Genomic DNA, 14,323 nt, shown 5'->3' on the forward strand with positions numbered 1-14,323 from the left:
GTCAGACTCCAGCGGCGAGGATTCGCGTGCGCTCTTCCTCGGTGCGCGTCACATCCTCGACGGGGATGTAGAAGTCGCGCTTGTAGTTGAAGGTGTGGCCGATGGCGACCGCGACGATGCCGATGAAGCTGAGGCCCGCGAGCCACCAGATGTACCAGATCAGCGCGAAGCCGCAGAGCGTCGACAGGGCGGCAAGGATGACGCCGGCGCCGGTGCTGCTGGGCATGTGGATCGCCTGATAGCCGGTCAGCGGACGCTGATAGCCATTCTTCTTCATGTCCGCCCAGCTGTCGGCGTCATAGACGACCGGCGTGAAGGCGAAATTATACTCCGGCGGGGGCGAGCTGGTCGCCCACTCCAGGGTACGGCCATCCCACGGATCGCCTTCGACCTTCAGTTCGTCGCGCTTCCAGATGGAGATGGCGAACTGAAGCAGCATCGCGCCGATGCCGGCCGCGACGATGGCGGCGCCGATCGCGGCGATGACGAAGTAGATCTGCAGCGACGGATCGTCGAACACGCGCATGCGACGCGTCACGCCCATCAGGCCCATGATGTACAGCGGGGTGAAGGCGAGCCAGAAGCCGACCTGCCAGCACCAGAAGCTGACCTTGCCCCAGAACACGTTCAGCTTGAAGCCGAAGGCCTTGGGCCACCAGTAGTTGTTCGCTGCGAACAGGCCGAACAGCACGCCGCCGATGATCACGTTATGGAAGTGCGCGATCAGGAACAGCGAGTTGTGCAGCACGAAGTCCGCCGGCGGAACGGCGAGCAGGACGCCGGTCATGCCGCCGACCGTGAAGGTCAGCATGAAGGCGACGGTCCACATCATCGGCAGCTCGAAACGGATCTTGCCGCGATACATGGTGAAGAGCCAGTTGAAGAGCTTCGCACCCGTCGGGATCGAGATGATCATCGTCGTGATGCCGAAGAAGCTGTTGACGCTGGCACCCGAGCCCATGGTGAAGAAGTGGTGCAGCCACACGAGGTAGGAGAGCACCATGATGCAGCAGGTCGCGTAGACCATCGAGGTGTAGCCGAACAGGCGCTTGCCCGAGAAGGTCGAGGTGACTTCCGAGAAGACGCCGAACAGCGGCAGGATGAGGATGTAGACTTCCGGGTGACCCCAGATCCAGATCAGGTTCACGTACATCATCGGGTTGCCGCCGAAGTCGTTCGTGAAGAAGTTGGTGCCGGCATAGCGGTCGAGCGACAGCAGGACCAAAGTGGCGGTCAGGATCGGGAAGGAAGCGACGATCAGGATGTTCGCGCAGAGCGAGGTCCAGGTGAACACCGGCATCTTCATGAGGGACATGCCCGGCGCGCGCATCTTCACGATGGTCGCGATCAGGTTGATGCCCGACAATGTCGTGCCGACGCCTGCCACCTGCAGGGCCCAGATATAATAGTCGACACCCGTGGCCGGGCTATAGTCGATCCCCGAAAGCGGCGGATAGGCGAGCCAGCCGGTCTGGGCGAATTCGCCCAGGAACAGCGAGGCCATCACCAGCACCGCGCCGCCCGTGGTCATCCAGAACGAGAAATTGTTCAGGAAGGGGAAGCTGACGTCGCGGGCACCGATCTGCAGCGGGACGATATAGTTCATCAAACCGGTGATGAACGGCATCGCCACGAAGAAGATCATGATCACGCCGTGGGCCGTGAACACCTGGTCATAGTGATGGGCGTTGAGGTAACCCTCGGACCCGTTGAAGGCGAGCGCCTGCTGGAGGCGCATCATGACGGCGTCGGCAAAGCCGCGCAGGAACATGATGAGGCCGAGCACCATGTACATGATGCCGATCTTCTTGTGGTCCACGCTGGTGAACCATTCCTTCCAGAGATAGCCCCAGAGCTTGAAATAGGTCAGCGCCGCAACGACGGCCGCGCCGCCCAGCACCACCGCGCAGAATGTCGCGACGACGATGGGTTCATGCCATGGGAACGCGTCCCATGTCAGACGACCGAAGATCATCTGTGCTGTTGTGAGTGTACCGGTCATGTCTCTTACCGATGCTGCGCGTGCGCGTCAGCGCCGCTGTGAGAGGAGTGATCGGCCGGGGCCTTTTCGGCGCCGGGCGCATCGGGGGCGGTTTCCTTGCCCTCGTTGCGATCGGTCTGGTCGATCACATGGCTGTTGGGGAAGTCGTACTGGAGGCCTTCGGTCTCCTTGGCCGACTCCTTGCCCGCGCCGCCCATCTGGTTGATGTGCATCAGCTCGCCCATGCAACGCTGGCCGGGCTTGGGGCAGAGATTGAAGACCGCGTCGAACAGCTTGGCATCGGCGGCCGAGAAATAGGCGACGGGCGCCTTTTCGCTGGGCTTGGCCAGGTTCAGATAGACATTGCGGTCGAGCGACGCATTGCTGGCCTTCACCTTGGCGACCCAGGCGTCAAAGCCGGCCTGGTCCAGCGCCTTGTAGCCGAAGCGCATGTGGGTGAAGCCCGCGCCCGAATAGTTGGCGGAGAAGCCGGTGCCGGTGACCGGCTTGTTGGCGACGGCGTGGAGCTGCGTCTTCATGCCGGGCATCGCGTAGATCTGGCCGGCGAGTTCAGGGATGTAGAAGCTGTTCATCACGGTCGAGGCAGTGATGTCGAAACGGACCGGAACATTGGTCGGCAGCGCCATTTCATTGACGGTGGCGATACCCTGTTCGGGATAGATGAAGAGCCATTTCCAGTCGAGCGCCACGACCTGGACGACCAGCGGCTTGACCTTGGGATCGATCGCGGTCTGCGCGTCGATGCGGTCGAGCGGACGATAGGGGTCCAGCTTGTGGGTGCTCACCCAGGTCAGCGCGCCCAGGCAGATGATGATGAGGAGCGGGGCCGACCAGATCAGCAGCTCCAGCTTGGTGGAATGATCCCAGTCGGGGTCATATTCCTTTTCGACCGCCTTGTTCGCGGCGCGGTAACGCCAGGCGAAATAGACGACCAGTGCCATGACGGGGATGACAATGAGGAGCATCAGCGCGGTCGAGATCAGGATCAGATCGCGCTGCTGCACCGCAATGTCGCCCGACGGGTTCATCACGACCCAGTTGCAGCCCGCCAGCGGCGCCGCAAGGATCGCGGAGGACCAGCGCAGAAGCCGGCTCCAGTTGGGTGAGAGAGGGTGTGACATGGCGCGCGGTTACCGATTCCGCACGCCATGCGATAGTGGGCAATTTGTCCAATTATGTGCGGACGCAAAAAATGTTTCACATGTGGGATACTGCTTAGACTCTGTGGGTTTTCTGTTATGTTGCCATTCTCTGGCCGTCGGGAGACCCAAAACAGGCACCGTCGGCCCAGCCAGGGAGCGGATGCCTATGACTTCACAGGCCATTGCCTTCACCTCCAGTTCGCTTGAGGATGATGCGCGCAAAATCAATGCACGCGACCACAGCATTGCACCGGGAGACATCTCCATTGGTGTGATCATTGGCCGCACCTCCGAATTTTTCGACTTCTTCGTTTACGCCATTGCTTCGGTTATCGTTTTTCCGAACCTGGTCTTTCCCTATGTCGATGCCCTGACGGGCACGCTCTATTCCTTCGCGATCTTCGCCGTCGCCTTCATCACGCGTCCGATCGGGTCGCTGATCTTCATGGCGATCGACCGGCGCTATGGCCGCGGGACCAAATTGACGGCGGCCCTGTTCCTGCTGGGCGGGTCGACCGCGGCGATCGCCTTTATGCCCGGTTATGCGACGATTGGCCACTATGCCGCTGTCGTTCTGGTGATCCTGCGCGCGGCGCAGGGCATTGCGCTGGGCGGGACATGGGATGGCCTGGCGTCGCTGCTGTCGCTCAATGCGCCGCCGCACCAGCGTGGCTGGTATGCGATGGTGCCGCAGCTCGGCGCGCCGCTGGCGCTGTTGGTGGCGAGCGGTCTGTTCGCCTTCTTCCTGCTGACGCTGTCGGAAGCGGACTTCCTCGACTGGGGTTGGCGCTATCCCTTCTTCGTCGCCTTCGCGATCAACGTCGTGGCGCTGTTCGCCCGGCTGCGCATCGTGGTGACGCATGAGTTCGAGCGTTTGTTCGAGCAGAAGGATCTGGTGCCGTCGCAGGTTCTGCCGACGGTCAAGGCGGAAGGGCGCAACATCATCATCGGTGCGTTCGCGCCGCTGGCGAGCTTTGCCCTGTTCCACATGGTCACGGTGTTTCCGCTGAGCTGGGTGGTGCTGTTCACCGATCAGCCGATCGATCGCTTCCTGGTGATCGAGATGATCGGCGCGTCGGTCGGCCTGCTGGCGATCGTGGTGTCGGGCTTCATCGCCGACCAGATTGGTCGTCGCTCGCTGCTCGGCTGGTCGGCCCTGGGCATCGCGATCTTCGCGGTGGTGGCGCCGCTGCTGCTTAATGGCGGGGATCTGGGCGAGGTTGCCTTCATGATCCTAGGCTTCATGCTGCTGGGCCTGGCGTTCGGCCAGTCGTCGGGCGTGGTCGCCTCCAACTTCGCGACCGAGGCGCGCTATACCAGTTCGGCGCTGACGTCGGATCTGGCCTGGCTGGTCGGTGCCGGCTTCGCGCCGCTGCTGGCGCTGCTGCTGTCGGTGAAGTTCGGTCTGGCCGCATCGGGCATCTACCTGCTGTCGGGCGCGGTTGCGACGATGGTGGCGCTCTACGTCAACAAGGAGCTGGCGGCGCGGGATCGCTGACCCTGGCCGACGGCCTTGCAAAATGGGAAGCGTGATCGGCCCGGCCGGTCACGCTTTTTTTGTCGCTGCGACCCGTGCCTTCATCCGGGCGAGGCCCTTGTGGTCGAACCAGCCGATCGGGCCGGGGCGGGGGCGCCAGCGCGGCAGCCAGTCGGGATAGAGGCTGACCAGTTCGCGCGGCAGGCCGGCGGGACCGACCCGGCTCATGATGTCGGAGACGATGCGGTTCTGATAATAGCGGACCGAATAGTTGATCAGCCGCTTGTAGTGCATCCGCCAGGTCAGCGGCCGGGTGAGGCCGACCGGTTCGCAGGCGAAGCCCGCACCCTCGCAGGCCAGCACCCGCTCCAATTGCCAGTCGGCATCGCTTGCCAGATCGGTATGCGCCCAGGAGGCGACCAGCCCGTCATCGCCGACCAGATCGTCGGGCAGGCGCAGGCCACTCGCCCGGATGGCGGCGACGAAGCGGCCGGACAGGGCATAGAGATCGCCGAAGATGCCGCGCTCGATCCGCAGGTTGCGGCGATAGGTTTCCACTTCGCGGCCATTGACCGGCATGCCGGCGGCGGCGTTGGCCTGGGGATGGGTGGCAAGGTCTGCCACCAGCGCGTCGATCGATCCGGGCGCGATCTGGGCATCGCCGTCGAGGAAGATGACGGCATCCTCCGTGCCGGTGAGCAGGTGGTGGACGAAATGGTTCCAGGTGCGCGACTTGCCGCCGGCGGCGATGTCATGGACGATCACATGGGCGCGGTCGGCGGCGGCGGCGCGGGCACGCGCCACGGTGCGGTCGGTGGTGCCGTTCACCAGCACATGGAAGATCGTGTCCGGGCGGTCGAGCGGCAGCGAGCCGAGACAGCCGGCGATCCGGCGTTCCTCCTGATGGGCGAAGATGGCGACGGCGACGGCCATGGCGGGATCAGCGGAAGTCCCAGCCCTGCTGGCCATGCTCGACCGCATCCGGGCCATCGGATTCGGCCTGGGGCGTGGCGCGCAGCGGCACCAGGATAGAGACGATCAGCGCGGCGATGGCGGTGCCGACCAGCGCCCACAGCGCAATCACGACCAGACCGATCGCCTGGGCGAGCAGGCTGGCGGTGGCGGTGATGCCGGCGTCGAACCCGACCCCGCCGAGCAGCGGCAGGACGAACAAAGGCAGCAACAGTGCGCCGGTCGCGCCGCCTAGGCCATGGACGGCAAAGATATGGGCGGGATCGTCGATCCAGGCGCTGGCGAAACCGGCGCCGATGCGGGCGATGATCGCGGCGGCGAGGCCGACCAGCATCGCCCCGCCGGTGCCGACCAGGGCGGCCGATGCGGAAATGGCGGCGAGGCCGGCAATGGCGCCGGATAGCAGGCCGGTGGCGCTGGCATGGGCGCCGAGCAGCCGGTCGACCAGCGCCCAGCCGAGGCTGGCGGCGCAGGCGGCGAAGAAGAGGTTGAGGATGGCGGTGGCGGCATCGTCGGTGGCGCCCAGCGCCCAGCCGCCGACCGCACCGGCATAGCCGACCCAGAAGAGCGCACCGCCGGCGATGGCGAGGATATGGGCATGGCCGCCACCCTGGGCATCGCGGGGGCGTCCGGCGACGAGGGCGAGGGCAAGGGCGGAGAAGCCGGCCAGGACATGGACGACCAAGCCACCGGCAAAATCCATCGCGCCAAGCTGTGCCAGCCAGCCGCCGCCCCACATCCAGTGGGTGATCGGGGCGAAGACCAGCAGCAGCCAGAGCGGCGCGAAGGCGGCAACCCAGCCAAGGCGGGCGCGGCCGGCGATCGCGCCGACGGATATCGCCCCAGCCAGCACGGCAAAGCCCATCTGGAACAGGACGAAGGCGGATTCGGGCACGGTGAGGCCGTCGCGCAGCGGGGCGAGATTGGCGAGCAGCAGATTGCTGCCGCCGCCCAGCCATTCGCTGCCCGGCGCATAGGCAAGGCTGTAGCCGGCAAGGCCCCAGCCGAGCAGGATCGTCGCGCCGGCGACCAGCGTCTGGGCCATGGCGGCAAGCCCGTGACGGACATTGGCGAGCCCCGCATGACGCAGCATCAGGCCCGGCAGCGCGGCGAGCAGCAGCAACAGGGCGCAGGCGATCATCCAGCCGGTGTCGCCGCTGTCGGGCGCTGCCACCTGGGCCGTGGCTGGCTGGGCCAGCAACAGGGCGGCAAGGACGGGCAGGGCAAGGGCTGGGCGCATGGAGGAAGGTCCGGTTGGGGTCAGGTCGCCCTGACTAGCGCGGGCAGGGTAAAGACTTCCATAAGCATGGCAATGTTCCGGCAGGTTGATCCGCCGCCGTGCCGTTCAAAAGCCCTCGGTGCCGCACTGGATGCGGCCGGTGCCTTGATTTTCGACGGTGCAGATCGGCCGGCCGGCGACGCTGACATCGCCCGATCCGGTCGAGCGGATGCTGACCGGGCCGTTGGCGGTGAGGGCGACATTGCCCGAGCCGTCGTTGAGGATCGCGGCCTGGCGCGCGACCAGATGGTCGGCGACGATCGCGCCGGGGCCGCTGATGCGCAGATTGGCGACGCCGGCGGTGCCGGCGAGCGTGGTGCGGCCGCCGCCGGCGAGCGTGACCTGGAGATTGTCGAGCTGGAGCGAGGCGACGCTGACATCGCCATTGCCGCCCTGGACGATCTCGCCATTGAGGCCCTTCATCGCGCTGACCGCGACGGCGCCGCCGCCGGTCAGGACCACGCGGTTCACTTCGCCGGTGGAGAGGCGGATGGTGGCGGGGCCAAGACCCTTTTCACCCGGTTCGGGCCGCTCCATCGAGATGATGGCGAGCCGGCCCGAGACATCGACGCGCAGCCGGTCGAGCGCGCGCTGGTCCCCCTCCGCCCGTGCCGAGACGCCGGTGCCGGTGGTGATGATGACCGTGACCGGGGCGTCGACGCGGATCTGGTCGAAGCTGGTGATGGTATAGCCGCGGGTGGCGGCGCCGGCGGGGGAAACCCCGGCCAGTGCCGCTGCCGCTGCCAGCATCAGGGGCCGCAATGCGCCTCGCCCGGTCCCATCGTGTTTGTCGTGCATTGCGCCTTGCCCTTCACCTTGACGTCGCCGGTGCCCATGATCTTGATAGCGACCGGACCGTCGGAGGCAAAGTCCATGTCGCCGGTGCCCATGACTTCGGCGGCGGCACGGCCGAGCTTCAGCCCGGCGGCATCGATGTCGCCGGTGCCGGTGATCGACAATTCGCCCTGATCGGCGGTGCCGGCGAGGGTGATGCTGCCCGATCCGGTGATTTCCGCCTTGAGGCTGCCAAGCTTCACCTGGCCGATGTCGAGATCGCCCGAGCCGGTGAGCGAGAGGGCGAGTTCGGTCCCTTCCGCCTTGTCGAGGGTGAAGTCGCCCGAGCCGGTGACGTCGATCGCGCGGATCGCGGGCAGGGTGACATGGATGGTCGCGCCCTTGCCGCCGTCGACCTTGTTCCACATGCCTTCGGACTTGCGGCCGATCTGGAGCGTGTCGGCCTTGGTCCGGATGTCGAGCAGGGCGACCGACTTGGGATCGCCATCGGCGGTGACCGAGAATTTGGGGCCGATGGTGACGACGACATTGTCAGGTCCGGTCACGTCGACGCGGCTGAACTGGCTGAGCTTTGCCCAGTCCTGCGGGGTGCTGGCGGCGGCCGGGGATTCGCCGTTGCCACCGCCGGACTGATGATCGTTGCCGCGCGAGCAGGCGCTGGTGGCAAGGCCGACGGCGAGCAGAGTGGCGAGGGTCAGGTGACGGGGCAGGTGATGGGACAGGGGCAGGCGCGGCATCATTATCTCCATGCTGTATTATCTTTACAATACACTCTTGCCGTGGCGGTTCCAAGCCCCCTTGTTCGTCGGGCAGGATAAGGCATGATATCTGCAGGATAAAAGAAGGGTATTCCACCGATGCGCAAGCTGTTTTCCGCCCTGCCGCTGGTCGCGATGATGGGAGCGGCGGCCAGCGCCGCGCCGGCTGAAGATGATCTGGCGGCGCGCGGCGCGACATGGTGGCGCCATGTCCAGATATTGGCGGCGGACGACATGCAGGGGCGCGGCACCGGCACGCCGGGCTATGACAAGGCGGCCGACTATGTGATCGGCCAGTTTCAGGCATTGGGGCTGAAACCCGCCGGGGTCGAGGGCTACAAGCAGCCGATCGCCTTCGTCGAGCAGACGGTGCTGTCGGGCGAGAGCAGGGCGAGCCTGGTCGGGGCGAGTGGCGAGACGGCGCTGGCGGTGCCGGGCGACATCATCTTTTCCGGTAGCGGCGGCCCGGTGCCCGGCGCGATCGACGCGCCGATGGTGTTTGCCGGCTATGGCCTGCATCTGCCCGAAGTGGGCCATGACGATTTTGCCGGGCTGGACCTGAAGGGCAAGATCGTGGTGGTCGTTTCGGGCGGGCCGGCGGAGATCAGCGGCGCGCTCAAATCCCATGCCCGATCGGAACGGGGCCACTGGCTGGCGGCGCAGGGGGCGGTCGGCATGATCAGCCTGGTGACGCCGGGGCAGGTCGAGATTCCCTGGGACCGGCGCAAGGCGCTGGCGAGCGCGCCGGCGGTCTATTATGAGGATGTGGCAATGCGCGACACGCAGACGCCCTTCCTCAATGCCCAGTTCGACCCGGCCCGGTCGGCCGACCTGTTCGCCGGCAGCGGCCAGGATTTCGCGGCGATCGCGGCGGCCGCCGACGCGTCGAAGCCGGTCGCCAGCTTCCCGCTGACGCTGCGGCTCAAGGCCGCGGTCGCGGCCAGGCGGGTGGCCTTGTCCTCGCCCAATCTGGTGGCGGTGATGCCGGGCAGCGATCCCAAGCTGGCCAAGGACTATGTCGTGCTGTCGGCGCATCTGGACGGCTATGGCGTCGGCACGCCGATCAAGGGCGACGCCATCTATAATGGCGCGCTGGACAATGCGTCGGGCGTCGCCAGCCTGATCGAGATCGCCAAGGCGTTGAAGGCGAGCAAGGTGAAGCCGAAACGATCCATCCTGTTCACCATCGTCACCGGCGAGGAAAAGGGCCTGCTGGGATCGCGCTATTTCGCGCGGCGGCCGACCGTGCCGAGCAAGAGCATCGTCGCCGACCTCAATTTCGACATGGCGCTGCCGATCTTCAAGCTGACCAGCGTGACCCCGGTCGGCTATGACCAGAGCAGCCTGGGCCAGGATGCGGCGGCGGTGAGCGAGGCGATGGGCCTGCCGATCACGCCCGATCCCTTCCCCGACCGCAACGTCTTCATCCGGTCCGACCAATATGCCTTTATCCGCGAGGGGATACCGGCGCTGTTCTTCAAATATGGCTTCAAGGCCGGGACGCCGGAAGCGACGGTGGAGAAGGCGTGGCGCGCGAACATCTATCATTCGCCCTTCGACGACTCGAACCAGCCGGTGATGCCGGCCGAGACGGCGAAGCTGAACGATTATGTGACCGCGGTGACGCTGCGGGTCGCCAATGCGGACACGCGGCCGAGCTGGAACAGCGACAGCTTCTTCAAGCGGTTCGTGAAATAGGCGGTTCGTGAAATAGGGCGCAGGGCGAGCGGCGGAGACGATCATGAACCAGGCCAGGCGCGTGCTGACCGGATGCGGGCTGGTGCTGGGGGCGGCGGGCTTTTTCCTGCTGGGCATAGGGGTGTCGCAGCGCGCGGCGCATCGGCAGGAGGCGCCGCCTTCTGCCGTGTCGCCGGGCGGGGCTGCATCGGTGCCGTCGGGCCGACGGATATTCTCTCCCTCGATCGCGGGAGACCCCTATGTTTTGCAGCAATGGAAGGAGGCCGTCGAGAAGATGGAGCGGCGCTGTCGCGAGGCGGGGGAATTTTGCGCCGAAGCCAAGGCTGCTAGGGAACAGATGGACGAAATACGATAATCGATTGGTTATGGATATGGCTTTGCTGGCGGGTGCGCCTTCGCGATGCCGGCTTCATCCAATGACGATGTCGCTGGCGTAAAGCTGGATGCCGACGTTGAACTGAATTTGGGCAATCAGCGTGGCGGGGGCCGCGCCGCTGCCATCGGGATCGAAGAACAGCATCCTGCTGTTCTGCGCATAGAGGAATCGATCATTGGCATCGATTGCCACGCCGTTGGCATTGCTGGAAAAATTGCTGTCGTCCACGCTGGTCAGGCCACCCACGGCGCGGCCGGCCACGACCAGCCGATCCATGCCCTGTTCGAAATCGCGGACGGTATCGCCGCCTTCGGCCGGGTCGCGCCAGACAAAGCGATCCTTGCCGGCGCCGCCGAGCAGGCGATCGGCGCCGAGGCCGCCATAGATCCTGTCATTGCCCGCGCCGCCGGCGACGGCATCGTCCCCGGCGCCTCCGTCCACTATGTCGCGGCCTTCACCGCCATCGAGTTGGTCATTGCCGCTGCCGCCATAGAGCCGGTCGTCGCCCCATTCGCCCCACAGGATATCGGCGCCATCATCGCCGAACATTATGTCCGCGTCCGACCCGCCATAGAGTATGTCATCGCCGGCATCGCCATGGATGCGATCATCGCCGTTGCCACCCGAGAGCGTATCGCGATCATCGCCGCCATATAGGCGATCGGCACCGTCGGCGCCGACAATGTCGTCCGCGCCGGCGCCGCCAAGGATGAGATCCGTGCCCGCGCCGCCATCCAGACTGTCGCCGCCGCCCCGGCCGAACAGCACGTCGTCGCCGCCATCGCCCCTGAAATCGTCGTGCATGTCGCCGCCGATCAGCCTGTCCCTGCCATCGCCGGCCCGAATGATCGCCTCGCGTGGGCCGAGCAGGACATAATCGTCGCCCGTGCCCAGATAGGCGATCAGCACTTCGATGCCGTGGATCGTGACCAGGGTGCGCGGGGCTGTGCCGTCGCCCGCATCGGCGGTGATGCGTTCGAAATTGGGCAGGATCTTCAGCTTCTGCGTCATTTCGCTGAGGTAGAGATAAGCGAGGTCGGTGCCCTCGCCACCGTCGATCCGGCTGCCGAACACGTCCGAATAGCGGCTGGCAATGCCGAGATGGATGCGGTCTCCACCCGATCCGCCGAGCAGCACGTCCCGGCCGCCGCGGCCATAGAGAATGTCATTGCCGCCGCGCCCGACGATCCGGTCGCGACCGGTGGTGCCGCTCAGAATATTGTTATTCTTGGTTCCATAGCGATTGGCCATGACGGTCGATCCTTCTCCCGTCCCCTATTGGCGCGAGACCGATGACGGGACGGCGGATTTGTACGCGCGATATTATATCGATCCGCCGGGCTTGGAAAGCATGGCGGCCAATTGCGCAGGGCTTGTTTTATGGTACTGGCGTGGCTAGCGCCGGGGCCTGCAATTGCCGACGCGGGCGCCGGTGATCGACATGAGAAATTCCATGTCGCCATCCATGGAGGCGCCCTAGTCGCGACTGGCCCGGCAGGGAATGGTTGCCGGGCCTGCTGGTCAGCCGAGCGCCTTGGTCACGACACCAATGGCCTGATCGATGGCCTGCGCCCGATCGCAGTTGGCGGCGCATTTCCCCTTCTGATATTCCAGCTTCTGGAGCAGGTCGCGCGCCGCATCAGGATTGCCGAGGCGGATTTCGGCCAGCGCCAGGCCCGACATGGCGCCGGGATGGCCGCTGCGCCCATGGGGCAATGCCCGTTCGAAATAGCGCCGTGCGCCTTCGAGATTGTTGAGCGCCAGCGCCGTTACCCCTTTCAGGAAGCGCGCCTCAAGATCGTTCGATCCGCTCATGATCCTGTCCAGCGCCTTGTCGGCCTGGGCATAATGGCCTTGCTGCATCAAATGGCGGACCTGGCCATATTGCGGCGATCGAAAATCCCCATAGACGCTCGAATCGACGTTGTAGAGATTGTCCCAGCTGGGACGGAGCCCTTCGTAAGAGCGGGACTGATCGGGCGACTGGGCTGTCGCCGGGGCGGCGAGTACGGAAGCGATTACCGGGAAAAGAAACGCGAAACGCATCGGGGCACTCCTTCGCTAGACGAAAGGAGGTTATGGCGACAGCAGGGGTCTGTCAATTTTGGTTTCAATTCGGAACTGTTGCCGGCAATCCGGGCCGATTGTTCGATATCGGATGCCTTCTCCAGCCACATGGCTATCGGCTCGACACCGAGCCGCGCTCAGCGCCGGGGCCTGCAATTGCCGACGCGGGTGCCGGTGATCGACATGAGAAATTCTGCGTCGCCACCCATGGGGCTGCCCAGATCGCGGGCGGGCGCGCTGTTGACCTCGAACAGGCGGATGTTGCGTTTTATCTCGACACTGCGCGGGCCGATTGCGCCTTCCAGCTTGCCCTGCATCCGCACCCCCGGCCCGAGCCAGCAGCGCTGATTGCCGTGTATGACGGCGCCGTCGCCGTCCAGTTTCCATTGCCGGCAATAGCTGGACGTGCCGGGGCCGGCGAAACTGTCGTCCAGCATGGTTTCGATCGTCGCGTCGATCGTGCCGTCGGGGATGCAGAGGTTCCAGGTGCGGATCGGCAGGGTGCGGGCGCTGAAATCGCGGATCACGGTCTGGTGCTGGCTGAACGCCCATTGGCCCGCGAGGATCGGGTTGGGGCGGCCGGTGACGACGATCGGCGGCACCTTTGGCGGGGCCGGGGACAGGGGTGGGGTGGCTGGAGGCGGGCCGGCCATGGCGGCGACTGCGGCCGGCGCGGGCGGGGGCAGGGGCGCGACCTCATCCTCGAAACTGGCGATCTTGGCGTTGATGCAGGCCTTGCCACCGGCCGGATCGCTGACGCCTTCGCGCACGCAGGCGCTGAGCATCGCGCACATGATCCGGTCGATCCGGGCGTCGCCGCTGGAGCGGGTGATGACGCATTGGCGCAGGTCGGTGCCCAAGGCGGCATAATCGATCTTCACCTGGCGCATCTTGCGGGCGATGACGACGATCTCATCGTCGGCGGGGGAGGCGGCGGCCGGTGCGGGCGGATGGTCCTGCGACCGGGCCGGGATGGCCGCCAGCAGGGCGAGCGACAGGCCGCAGCGCAGCGGGAATGAGGGGAATGCCCAATGCCCTGCCATGAACCCTCCCGCCATGGGGCGTCACGCGTGCGCGTCCCATGGCGAAGAATAGGCGAAAAGCCGGGGCGCGGCCAGAGGAGGCGGCATTGCGCCTGTATCGCGGAGAGGGCGCAGCGCGTTAGTCGCAGCGGGGTGGGCTTTCGCACCGTCCAGCCCACCCCCTAACCCCCTCCCGCCTGCGGGAGGGGGAACATGTCCCCACTTGGTCGAAACCTGCCAATCTCCATGGGCGTCATCCCGGATCAAGTGCGGGATGACGGAACGGCGAGGGCAGCTTTTCTGAGCGGCGATCGACCAAACCGATGACAGTGCATGGCCGGAGCCTGTCCGGGGCGGGCATAATGTCCCATGGTCATCCCCCTGTTCCCGACATAGGAGGGGGCGTTCGATTGCCGTCGCGGCAATCCTGATGAACATGGTTTCTTGTTGGCCGGGATGTGTTCAAGATCATGGACTGGTTTCCTGTTGTTTTCATCCTGTTCAAGGTCGTCGTGCTGGGGGCGGGCATGTTCTTTGCCGTCCGATGGCATTATGAGCAGGACAGGAAGGCGCAGAAGGGGGCGGTGCTGAGCGCGGTCGGCAAGATCAGCCTGGCCCTGCTGCTGGCGCTGGTGGGCCTCCTGTCCCTCACCTTCATGCTGGCGCGGATGCTGGGCATGGATATGGTGCTGTGATTTCGGTGCTGTGATTGTGGTCCGCATCGTGCGTCGCGCG

The 14,323-nt window shown here is 65.5% G+C and carries 13 protein-coding genes; 4 read left to right on the plus strand and 9 right to left on the minus strand.

The features are described 5' to 3' along the window. Position 1: 1 nt before the first annotated feature. Positions 2-2,002 (minus strand): cytochrome o ubiquinol oxidase subunit I, encoded by a 2,001-nt coding sequence (gene cyoB, locus E5554_RS10960; protein WP_136186782.1) that lies wholly within the window; start codon positions 2,000-2,002, stop codon positions 2-4. A gap of 5 nt (positions 2,003-2,007) precedes the next feature. Then, positions 2,008-3,123, minus strand: coding sequence for a ubiquinol oxidase subunit II (gene cyoA / locus E5554_RS10965; RefSeq protein ID WP_136186783.1), 1,116 nt, complete (start codon positions 3,121-3,123; stop codon positions 2,008-2,010). Positions 3,124-3,310: 187 nt separating this feature from the next. Here cyoA and E5554_RS10970 point away from each other — a divergent pair, with 187 nt between their 5' ends. Next, on the plus strand, positions 3,311-4,642 hold the full coding sequence (locus tag E5554_RS10970; protein ID WP_010338183.1) for an MFS transporter: 1,332 nt from the start codon (positions 3,311-3,313) through the stop codon (positions 4,640-4,642). 48 nt (positions 4,643-4,690) lie between these two features. Here the strand turns inward: E5554_RS10970 and E5554_RS10975 are convergent, their stop codons facing one another. The 4 genes from E5554_RS10975 to E5554_RS10990 form a co-directional block, all read right to left on the minus strand. Further along, positions 4,691-5,554, minus strand: a complete 864-nt coding sequence (locus E5554_RS10975) for a glycosyltransferase (RefSeq protein WP_136186784.1) — start codon at positions 5,552-5,554, stop codon at positions 4,691-4,693. 7 nt (positions 5,555-5,561) lie between these two features. Further along, positions 5,562-6,833, minus strand: a complete 1,272-nt coding sequence (locus E5554_RS10980; protein WP_136186785.1) for an ammonium transporter — start codon at positions 6,831-6,833, stop codon at positions 5,562-5,564. Positions 6,834-6,938: 105 nt separating this feature from the next. After that, positions 6,939-7,670, minus strand: a complete 732-nt coding sequence (locus E5554_RS10985; RefSeq protein WP_136186786.1) for a DUF2807 domain-containing protein — start codon at positions 7,668-7,670, stop codon at positions 6,939-6,941. Beyond that, positions 7,622-8,416: a head GIN domain-containing protein gene (locus E5554_RS10990; RefSeq protein ID WP_247594428.1), complete on the minus strand. Its 795-nt coding sequence runs from the start codon at positions 8,414-8,416 to the stop codon at positions 7,622-7,624. Before E5554_RS10990 ends, E5554_RS10985 begins: the two co-directional genes overlap by 49 nt. 108 nt (positions 8,417-8,524) lie before the next feature. Between E5554_RS10990 and E5554_RS10995 the strand changes: the two genes are divergently transcribed. Together E5554_RS10995 and E5554_RS11000 are read left to right on the plus strand one after the other, a co-directional pair. Then, a complete protein-coding gene (locus tag E5554_RS10995) occupies positions 8,525-10,123 on the plus strand; it encodes a M28 family metallopeptidase (protein WP_136186787.1) in 1,599 nt (532 codons plus the stop codon). Positions 10,124-10,166: 43 nt separating this feature from the next. Further along, a complete protein-coding gene (locus E5554_RS11000; RefSeq protein ID WP_136186788.1) occupies positions 10,167-10,478 on the plus strand; it encodes a hypothetical protein in 312 nt (103 codons plus the stop codon). Between the two features lie 54 nt (positions 10,479-10,532). On the opposite strand, the gene E5554_RS23470 is transcribed toward E5554_RS11000, so the two are convergent. The 3 genes from E5554_RS23470 to E5554_RS11015 form a co-directional block, all read right to left on the minus strand. Then, positions 10,533-11,750, minus strand: coding sequence for a calcium-binding protein (locus E5554_RS23470; RefSeq protein ID WP_136186789.1), 1,218 nt, complete (start codon positions 11,748-11,750; stop codon positions 10,533-10,535). Between the two features lie 270 nt (positions 11,751-12,020). Next, a complete protein-coding gene (locus E5554_RS11010; RefSeq protein ID WP_136186790.1) occupies positions 12,021-12,545 on the minus strand; it encodes a tetratricopeptide repeat protein in 525 nt (174 codons plus the stop codon). Between the two features lie 158 nt (positions 12,546-12,703). Beyond that, positions 12,704-13,609 carry a hypothetical protein gene (locus tag E5554_RS11015; protein ID WP_136186791.1) on the minus strand — a complete coding sequence of 302 codons (906 nt, stop codon included), beginning with the start codon at positions 13,607-13,609 and terminating at the stop codon, positions 12,704-12,706. 449 nt (positions 13,610-14,058) lie between these two features. Here E5554_RS11015 and E5554_RS11020 point away from each other — a divergent pair, with 449 nt between their 5' ends. After that, the gene (locus E5554_RS11020; protein WP_210729819.1) at positions 14,059-14,283 is read left to right on the plus strand and encodes a hypothetical protein; all 225 of its coding nucleotides are present in this window, start codon (positions 14,059-14,061) and stop codon (positions 14,281-14,283) included. Positions 14,284-14,323 lie beyond the last annotated feature (40 nt).

The sequence above is a fragment of the Sphingobium sp. PAMC28499 genome (genome assembly GCF_004795815.1).
Classification (GTDB): Bacteria; Pseudomonadota; Alphaproteobacteria; order Sphingomonadales; family Sphingomonadaceae; genus Sphingobium; species Sphingobium yanoikuyae.